At 44.2% G+C, this 7,982-nt stretch carries 5 protein-coding genes; 3 read left to right on the top strand and 2 right to left on the bottom strand.

Annotation, left to right across the window (positions count from 1 at the left end; genetic code table 11):
- Window positions 1–89: 89 nt before the first annotated feature.
- Window positions 90–1,211 (top strand): hypothetical protein, encoded by a 1,122-nt coding sequence (locus MUP17_00570; protein ID MCJ7457473.1) that lies wholly within the window; start codon window positions 90–92, stop codon window positions 1,209–1,211.
- Between the two features lie 358 nt (window positions 1,212–1,569).
- Here MUP17_00570 and MUP17_00565 read toward each other — a convergent pair whose 3' ends face one another.
- A complete protein-coding gene (locus MUP17_00565) occupies window positions 1,570–2,991 on the bottom strand; it encodes an SBBP repeat-containing protein (GenBank protein MCJ7457472.1) in 1,422 nt (473 codons plus the stop codon).
- 447 nt (window positions 2,992–3,438) lie between these two features.
- Here MUP17_00565 and MUP17_00560 point away from each other — a divergent pair, with 447 nt between their 5' ends.
- The gene (locus tag MUP17_00560) at window positions 3,439–4,860 is read left to right on the top strand and encodes a hypothetical protein (GenBank protein MCJ7457471.1); all 1,422 of its coding nucleotides are present in this window, start codon (window positions 3,439–3,441) and stop codon (window positions 4,858–4,860) included.
- A gap of 182 nt (window positions 4,861–5,042) precedes the next feature.
- Here MUP17_00560 and MUP17_00555 read toward each other — a convergent pair whose 3' ends face one another.
- Window positions 5,043–7,121, bottom strand: a complete 2,079-nt coding sequence (locus MUP17_00555) for an SBBP repeat-containing protein (GenBank protein MCJ7457470.1) — start codon at window positions 7,119–7,121, stop codon at window positions 5,043–5,045.
- A 366-nt stretch (window positions 7,122–7,487) separates the two neighbouring features.
- Here MUP17_00555 and MUP17_00550 point away from each other — a divergent pair.
- On the top strand, window positions 7,488–7,982 hold a 495-nt coding region (locus MUP17_00550), incomplete at its 3' end, for a hypothetical protein (GenBank protein MCJ7457469.1).

Below are 7,982 nucleotides of genomic sequence, written 5' to 3'. Positions count from 1 at the left end.
CGACGAAGCAATCTGCACAAATTAAACGGATTGCTTCTTCCGCCTTCGGCGGAATCGCAATGACAAACATCTAGTAAAAGGAGAAAAAGATGGAATTAGAAAAACTATTAGGGGAGATGGAGAAATCTCCTCAACTGACCAGACTTTTAGAGCTGGCTTCCAGGGAGAAGTCTGTTCCGGTCAATTTGGACCTGTCCAGAGCTAAAAACATAAAGGTGGACCGGGAGATCTATCTAGAAGCCCAGAGCAGAGGGGTTTCCTTAACTGAGTTTTTAGAGAGTGAGGAGTATGACCCCTCGCCCATAGATTCACCTCTGGACGCTTTTGAAAGACAGCTTCTAGTTAACGAGCTGAGAATCGGGGGGAGACATCCGATCACGGTGGAGATGTTCTATCAGGGCGCACCTGCGCTTTTGCCTGAATTTATGTTGAGAGAGATAAAAGCAGGGCAGAAGATGAGACCGGAGTTATCCAGGCTATTGGCTTCCTCTGCTCAGGTCTCCAGTTCGCGTTACACGCCCTTTCATGTGAACGTGACCCCTATGGAGAAAAAACTCTCTCTTCGTCCGATAGGAGATCAGGCTGAGATCCCCACGATTCAAATAGCTGAGCAGGAACATACCATCACTGTTCCGGATTATGGGGTCACTCTGAAGACCTCCTACAGGGCATTGAGGTCCAGGACAACTGCCCAGTTTAAAGTCCTGCTCTGGTACATAGGTTTCAGATTACAGGCAGACAAGATGGGATTAATCACCAACACTATCATCAATGGAGACGGAAACAGCAATCCAGCTACGGTTTTCAACACTGCCACTTCAGGCTCTTTAGTCTACTCTGATCTGGTCAACCTGTGGAACGAGTTTTTCCCCTTTGAGATGAATACTATACTCTGCAACGAGACTCTTTTGCGCACCATCCTGACTATGAGCGAATTCAAAGACCCGATGGCAGGATTCAACTTTCAAAAATCCGGTGAGCTGGTCTCTCCTTTAGGCTCGACTTTGATCCGCTGTGACGATGTGCCTACTGATCTGGTCATTGGATTAGATAACCGGTTTGCCATCGAGGAAGTGGTAACTCAGCCTTTGATGGTGGAGTATGACAAGATCATCGAGCAGAAATTAGAAGAGGCGGTCATCTCTGAATCAGTTGCCTATGCTAAGGTGATAAAGGAAGCGGCGCTGGTGCTTGATACGGTATGGACCTAAAAAAAGTTCAATGGTTTGAAGGTTCAAGGGAAAAAGAAAATAAATGACGGATGACGGATTACGAATGACGAATGGAAATCGTAGGGGCAGGCCTGTGTGCCTGCCCTTTTTTATTTGGTAGGCGCAACCTTAGAGAAAGTTACAGGTGTGGGGATTGTTGAGCTCTGCGAAACCCAGCTCTTCGGGTCCCCTCCCTGTTTTTTTATGGTAGGTCAGACATTCTTGTCCGACCAGATTGAACAGGCAGGGATGCCTGTTCCACCGAGAATGGGTAGACATGGAGGTTGACAGCTCATAAAAAAATTGGGCACGGCAATGCCATGCCCCTACAGCAAATGAACAAAGTCCAACCTGTATTTTAACAAACTGGCGATGGCCCAACTTTGAAAAGATAATTAACTAAAAAAACTACGTCGGCGATAGTTACCTTGCCATCGCAATTGGTATCTCCGGATTTAAGTGGGTCAGGTAAAGGTCCTCCTTTGAAAAGGTAGTTTATTTCATAAATCACATCCGATACCGTTACCTTATTGTCACCATCAGCATCCCCACGCAGAAAGGGAGAGGGAAGATATTTTATCGTGACGTAGTTTTCATATCCGGTGCTGTCCTGGCTGGATCCGGTCACATATACGTTGCCCTGTGTATCTATGGCTATGTCCGTGGCGAAATCCTCGCCATGCGCCGGACCATCAAACCTTACTAACCAGAGTAGGTTTCCGCTCGAGTCGTATTTTATAGTGGCGAAATCGTTGCCGGTCCCGCTGCCGGTACTCACTCCTGTAACATAGACATTGTCCGAGCTATCGAGGGTTATCGAATAAGCCTCGTCCCAGTCGTTTCCAGGTCCGTTGTAGGTTTTTACCCAGGCGCTATCCCCATTCAGACGATACTTTATGGTTACATAGTCCAAGTTGTTTCCGCTTCCAGTGACATATATGTTGCCAGAACCATCCAGAGCCATATCATGACCATTCAATTTATTAACCCATAACAGGTTTCCAGACACATCATATTTTAGAGTAGCATTTGTTCCGGCGACATAGACATTTCCAGAGTCATCTCCGGCTATACCATTACCGTAATCCATATAAGGGAATCCTGGTTCGATGTCCGGGATGAACGTTCTTACCCAGGCAGTCTCTCCATCAGGGTAATACTTGATAGTTAGGTAATCATAACCATTCAGGTGCCCAGTTATTCCGGTTACACAGACATTGCCAGAATCATCGACAGCTATACCAAAACCACCATTCACGGGGTTCCCAGCATTGGTTTGGGTCACCCAGGCTGTGTCGCCATCAGGATAATACTTGATAGTGACACAGTCAAGGGATGACCCGCTGTAAAACATTCCAGTCACGCAGATATTTCCAGAATTGTCCAATGCCAGAGCAGTAGCCTGGGGCATCCAGCGATCAGCAGGTTTTTTGGCTGCGGCGCTACTCCAGGGCCTGGTCCATAGCAGGTTGCCGGAGGCACCATATTTTGCCGTACCGCCTGACCCTGTGACATAAACATTCCCGGAATCATCGATGGCTATGTCGGTTCCTCCGAATTGCCCGACCCACAGTTGATCCCCGTTTGCGGCATATTTTACGGTCGCAGTTGTTCCGGTGACACACGCATTACCGTAACGGTCAAGGCATAGACTATAAGCAGCGTCATGGGACTGCCCGGGCCCGCTGTATCTTCTCACCCAGGCGGTGTCAACTTCCTGTGCGAAAAGAGGTAAGTTATAAAGAAGGATAATGCAAAAAACAAGTAGCATTTTCTTCATAAATCCTCCTTAGTTTGATAAGGTGGGTTATATTAATCTCTTTAAAATCAATATAAATATCTTTTTAGTTTTTGCAAGAGTTTTTTCAGGATTTATTTACATAATTTGGATAGAAGAGCGATTGACTTTTTTGTGGCTGCCCTACAAAGAGAACAGGCAAGATGCCTGTTCCACCAAACCTGGGTAGACACGCCCTTCGGCTTTGCTCAGGGCAGTGAGCTTGTCGAACTGCAGGTTCGTCCCTACGGACAACAGAATCGCTACTGGTTTTGAGGTATAAAGGAAAGGGAGAAGGGGATTAAGGACTTCAGGCTAAAGTCTAAAGGCAAAAGTCAGAAACCAAAAGAGAAAAAACCTCACAGCTGATTAGAGGGATTAAGCAGATGAAAGGCTAAAGGCTGTAGTCTAAAGTCGAAAAGCCAAAAGCTAACAGCGAATAGCAAAATTATGCAGAAATTAATCGATACAGTAAGTTCTTTTTATGCTAGCGGGATTCAGACTCAGAATAAGCTTTTCAAAGTTCCATCCGGGCAGTACAAAGGAAGGGCGATTTCAGTCTATCCGCTGAATTCAACTACATTGGTTTACAGATGGGCTGACCCTCCATATATTTCCTGGTCTGAACCGGTGAATATAATTACCAATTCAGCAGATTTTCCTGCTTCAGGATTTATGGATTCATCCGGGAACGTCTATTTGACCTATACATTGCAAACCAGTTTAACTCTGGCTATGGTCAAGCTGTCATTTGTCAATGGCGCCTGGTCAATCGGAACGGTCAGGAACGTCTGCACAGTGGGGAATAACTATTATCCTTCGATCTTGAAGGATTCGATTAATCGATTATGGGTTTCCTGGAGCTATTATGATCCCGTGACAACAAGATATTCGGTGCACGTCAAATCCTCAACTGATGATGGGATAACCTGGGGAACAGGTGAAGCCGACCCAGGTGAGGCTTTGACCTCTGGCTCTACTGGCTGTTTTTCTCAACTGATTTTCCAGCCGTCCTATCTCCGCTGTTTTTACTCAGATGGCGGTGACATTTTGGCTTATCGTTCCTTTGAACTTTACAGCGCAGTCTGGTCCTCTGCGGTTTCAGTCTATTCCGGGTCGAATATCCAGGATGATTTTCAGGTTTCGGTTTCCCCGGATAATAAGGTCGGCATAGTTTTTCCAGGAAATTCCGCTCTTTTGTACCGGGAATTTGATGGTCTTTCCTGGAGTGGTGTGATGACGGTTGATACCGCAGTTCCGGTTAGCCCGGCGATAAAGTTCTCCGGGAATGTTCCCTATGTTTTGTATGGTAAGAATATCGGGAATAACCAGAACCAGATTTTCTATTCTTATAAATCCGGAAGCAATTTTGTCACTCCTATTCCGTTTCTTGGAGGTGCGAAAATCTTAGATAAGGTCTTCTGCTACGACCATTCTGCTACAAATAAATATACGGACCGGACATCTGAAGCACAAAATGCCACTTCTGCAGATATTTTTCATCCAACCTCCAGCAGTTTAATCAGAGATATAGAAGATGCTCTCTACCTGGGGATGAATGATAAATTCAATCAGGCAAGAATAATCCTGTCAACTGCCGGTATAGGCGGGCAGGTGGTCTGGGAATACTGGGATGGCTCTGAATGGAAAAGCTTTACCCCTTATTCGGGTGCTTATCATCTGGATTCGCTTTCCAAACTGGTCATACTCTGGCAGGATTTGTCTTCTGTTCCCTCAGACTGGCAGATGTGCGGGGTGAACAACTCGACTTTTTTCTGGGTCAGGATCAGGGTCACAACCGGATATGCAACTGCACCGGTCGGAACACAGATAACCGCAGTGCCGGAAAGCAAATATATAAATGCGGTTTAAAAGTTCAAAGGTTCGAAGGTTCAAGGGAAAAATAAAGGAAAAAGTAAGAAGTGAGATGGAAGACGTAAGACGACCCCGTCCCCCGTTGAAAGGAAAGTTTATTCGTTCAAACGGACAAACAGACGAACTCCAAACTGTCTTTCAGTCCCGCATGAAGCGGGATTTCCCCGATTTATCGGGGCTCAGAAGATCGGTGATGGTCCTCCTTTGAAAAGATAATTAATCAAATAGATTACGTCAGCTACTGTTACCTTGTCATCATGATTAGCATCTCCAGCTAACAGGGGATTTGGTGTAGGCCCACCCTTGAAAAGATAGTTTATCAAATAAATCACATCCGACACCGTTACTTTGCCATCGCCATTAGCATCTCCTGTAAAATATTCGATAACGGTGATTTTCATTACAGCACTGTCTGACAAAGAATCATCCGAGGCGATGAAGGTAACTCTATAAATTGAATCATATTGAGAGTTATCTGGAGTGAATGTGAAAATGCCTTTTCCATTTAAACTATCGTGGAAAAAAGAATTGTTAGGTAGTGAATCTGCAAAAAGGTGCGGAATGGTGCCATCGGGGTCTGTAGCACTGATTCTAATAGAGAGGACCTGATTTATCGCTGCAACAGCGTCCTTTAGAGGAGCTAGTTTAGGTCTTTGATTTCCTGCCTCAATCACCGTTATGCAGACTAATTCGGAGTCTGCTAATCCACTCGGGTCGGTTGCAATGAATTCAACGGTATAACTCCCGGCTTGAGTATAACTTGGATGAAAAGAGAAAATGCCTGTTCCGTTGCAACTGTCTGTGAATAACGCATTGGCGGGCATATTTGTAGTATGTAAAGCTATACTATCTCTGTCAGTATCTATTACATGGACTGAAAATGTCAATTCGTTTCCCTCCACAACATACTTGGCTTCAATTTGGTCAATTATAGGAGGATGTTTGCATGAATACTTTATCGTGAGATAATCAGAATATGTCTCACTGCCTTGGAAACTCTCTCCGATTACATAAACAACATCAGAACCATCTAAAGCTATAGCATAAGCAGCATTGAGGTAGTTATCTCGACCTTTATATCTTCTAACCCAAGCAGTGTCTCCATTAGGAAAATACTTTATTGTAAGACAGCCTTCACTCCTACCAGTTACATAAGCGTTGTTAGAATCATCTATAGCTATGCCATAAGCATAGTCATCACCGTTTCCTGGCCCATTATATCTTCTAACCCAAGCAGTATCTCCATCTGGAAGATACTTTATGGTTAAATAATCAATGTAGTTCCCGAAATAATCCCCACTTATTCCAGTCAAATAGATGTTTCCAGAATTATCCACTACCAGGGCTACAGAATAATCTTCTGAATTGTCAGATGCACTGTATCTTCTGACCCATGCAGTATCTCCATTAGAAAAATACTTTATAGTGGCACAATCCCAGAATGTACCATCATTGTAACTCGAACCAGTTACGTACACATTACCCGAACCATCCAGTGCGATGGCGTTACAATAATCAGCATGATTTGTTGGTCCATTGTATCTTCTGACCCATGCGGTATCGCCATTAGCATAATACTTTATAGTGACGTAGTCGTAATCTGTCCCATTGCCCGCACCCCATCCAGTAACATAAACGTTGCCAGCCTTGTCCACCGCTATTGCTTGAGCCTCATCGTCCCTATCGCCTGGCGGTCCATTGTATCTTCTGACCCAAGCAGTATCTCCGTTGGGATGATATTTTATAGTAGCATAATCCCATAGAGTACTGCTTCCATCACTCCTTCCGGTAACATAAATATTGCCAGCATCATCCGCCGCTATTGCTTGAGCCTCATCGTCCCTGTCGCCTGGCGGTCCATTGTATCTTCTGACCCAAGCAGTATCTCCACTTGGATAATACTTTATGGTCGCATAATCGTAGCCTGTTCCATTACCCCAACTCAAACCTGTCACGCAGATATTGCCAGAATTGTCAACAGTAATGGCTTTAGGGGCATCGATGTAACTTGTCGGTCCGTCGTATCTCCTTACCCAAGCAATAGTGCCACTAGGATGATATTTTAGTGTGACATAGTCTCCTTCGCTATTTCCTGTCACATAGATATTGCCAGACTTATCTACAACTATAGCATTAGCAAACTCACTCTGGTTTTCAGGTCCGTTGTACGTTCTTACCCAAGCTGTGTCAACCGATTGAGCAAAGAGGGGCAAAGTAAAAAACAAAATAAAGAGGAAAGCTAAAAAAACTTTGGTCATAAATCCTCCTAGCCTAAAAGGTGAAGCATTTTAATTTCTTTAAGATAATATAAACGATTTTCGGGTTTTTCCAAGAGGTTTTTGAAAAGTTTTTTCTCAGTCAGGATCAGTCTATGAGGGAAGGTTACTTGGGAGAACACATAGGTTCGCCCCTGCGAAAACACTATTGGTTTTAGGGTAATAAAGAAAGAAAGTAAGATGGTAGACCTAATAAAGTATAGAGTCTACAGGCTAAAGGCTAAAATCAAAAGTTAAAAACGAAAGACAAAGAACCTCACAGCAGATTAAAAAGGATTAAGCAAATAAAAGGCTAAAGTCCAAAAGCTAAAAGCGAGTAGCCAATAGCCAACAGCGAGACGCTAAATTATGAGTTTCACCAACATATCTTTAGTTAAAAAGCATATCTCCGAGCATCATCTGGGGGTTTCGGAGATGGAGAATCACCCGGTACATCTTGTCGGAAGCTCTCCTGTCAAGCTTCCCGATTCTAATATCCAGGTTGGAACTGAGAAAGTGAAGGGGAAGGAGATTTTTTCTCCACTGCAGGAGAATATTAGTTTTTCATCCGGGGATACGATTCAGCTTTTGCATCCGGAGTTGATTTTCGATACGGTGGTGGTTGCCTCAGATAGTTCCCTGGGAAGAATTTTCGTGGAGAATATCGATTATTCCATTGACTACGATAATGGAAGAATTATACGTCTTCCCGGAGGCTCGATCCCGGCTCTTTCTTCTGTGGTCATCTTTTACCTTTATTACCGGGTTTATCAAAAAGATGCAGATTATAAAATCGATTACCTTAAGGGTGAGCTCACGCGGCTTTCCGGGGCTATAGAAGATGGTCAATGGGTTCTGGTTGAT

The sequence above is a fragment of the Candidatus Zixiibacteriota bacterium genome (genome assembly GCA_022865345.1).
Lineage (GTDB): Bacteria > Zixibacteria > MSB-5A5 > MSB-5A5 > RBG-16-43-9 > RBG-16-43-9.
The sequence above is the reverse complement of the archived record's forward strand: the minus strand, read 5'-3'. Positions and strand labels throughout refer to the sequence as shown.